Here is a 1,717-nt window from a genome sequence, read left to right as displayed (position 1 = left end):
GGATTTGTGGATCATTCATTTAGATAAATCCGGAAATGAAATCTGGCAGAAGAATTACAGTTTTGGAAATCGTGATGTACTCATGAGCTTAAATGTAATTAGGAAGTCAGAAGTTGGAGGTCAGAAATCGGAAGTGAAAGGGGTTTTAATTGGAGGCTATACGCAAGCTGAAGAAAAAATAAAATCTGATGATGAGAAATTCTGGATGTTGTATTTGGATGCTAATGGAAAAGAGGAATGGAGAAAATATGTGGAAGGCAAGGAAAAGAAAAAGGAAGAGCGATTGGTAAGTGCAAAACTGCAAAATGACGGTACTTTTCTTTTGGCAGGAACTTCGGCGGAGCAATTGGGTGAAGAAAACTGGAAGATTTTGAAATTAGGAGATAAAGATTTGGATGATTTAATTGAAAAACAGGACATCCGCATCTACCCGAATCCTGTGGAAGAGTATTGCTATGTGGAGATTGGGTTGGATGATGGAAGCGGGAAGCTGGATGCTGAAATCCAACTCTACGACATGAGCGGAAAGCAGATCCAATCCCTGAAAACCAAAAATACGGTTACCAGAATTAATACGAGTGCGCTTCCGCAGGGTGTGTATGTGGTGAGCGCAACAACCAAAAACAAAAAAGTATCAACTAAAATTGTGAAGAAATAAAATATTATGAAGAAATTTTATATAAAAACACGATTATTATTTATAATAGTATTAAGTTTATTTTATAAAGGACAAGACAATTCCATTGTAGCATCGGTTCTTACACCAACTGCTTATCAAACGGGGATTCCGGATATATCTTTTCCTTTGGTGAATTTGCGAATTGATCTTACTCAAAATGCAGAAATCAATATTTACTACCATCCTAATAATGCTGCCCCTAATGAATCAGCAAGTAATGTAGGAAACGGTTGGAATCTAAACGGAAGCAATTTTTCGATTGTACGAAAAGCTATTAACGGAGTAGATGTACCTTATATAACTTGGGATGATGATGACATATACTATTATAGCATATCTGGAGAGTCGGGAAGCTTTAAATTTAAGAGAAATGGTGGATCCTTTAGTATTATAAAGCTTACCCCTTCAGATATTAAAATAAACTTTGAAAGGGATAATCAGAATGAATATCTAATGAAATCTTTCACTATTACAGACAGTAAAGGCTATAAATATTATTTTCAGGATTATAGTTATTATACATTCGACGGGTTTATTGATAGAAACATTTTTTATATTACTAAAATAATAGATCCCCAAGGAAAACAGGTGGCTACCTATACCAATAGAAAAGATATTACCTATGTCAATGGTAATTTTCCTAAAAGCCAAGATTGTGTATTAGAAAAAATACAGACAGATTATGGCTTCATCATATTTAATATTGCAGATAAAGGATCTAGCGAATTTAATAACCGCTATAGTATTGATGATATTACACTAAAAGATAACAAGGATAACTTTGTATTAAGGTATCATCTTACATATTCTTCTTTTGTAGGCAGCTATGTTACTGAGGAATACAATAGAAAGAAATTTATAAAAAGATCTCTGGAATCTATTAAGAGGCTTGATAAAAACTCTAATGTTATTGATTCTTATTCTTTTGTATATGAATCTACAACGAAAAAATATGGTCCCAACCCCGATATATTTGGTGAGGAAACAGAAGAGGCCGTATTATTTGACAACCCTAATATTCTATTAAATGGATTATTA

2 protein-coding genes are annotated in these 1,717 nt (G+C 33.4%); both read left to right on the top strand.

All coding sequences use genetic code 11. The features are described from left to right. The coding region (locus AC2A1C_RS15740) for a T9SS type A sorting domain-containing protein (RefSeq protein WP_484026879.1) at positions 1-658 on the top strand (658 nt) is incomplete at its 5' end. 6 nt (positions 659-664) lie between these two features. Then, on the top strand, positions 665-1,717 hold a 1,053-nt coding region (locus AC2A1C_RS15735; RefSeq protein ID WP_484026878.1), incomplete at its 3' end, for a hypothetical protein.

The sequence above is a fragment of the Chryseobacterium sp. HNCC26DJ241 genome, from assembly GCF_057180505.1.
Note: the sequence above shows the minus strand (reverse complement) of the source record. Positions and strands in the feature narration are given on the sequence as shown.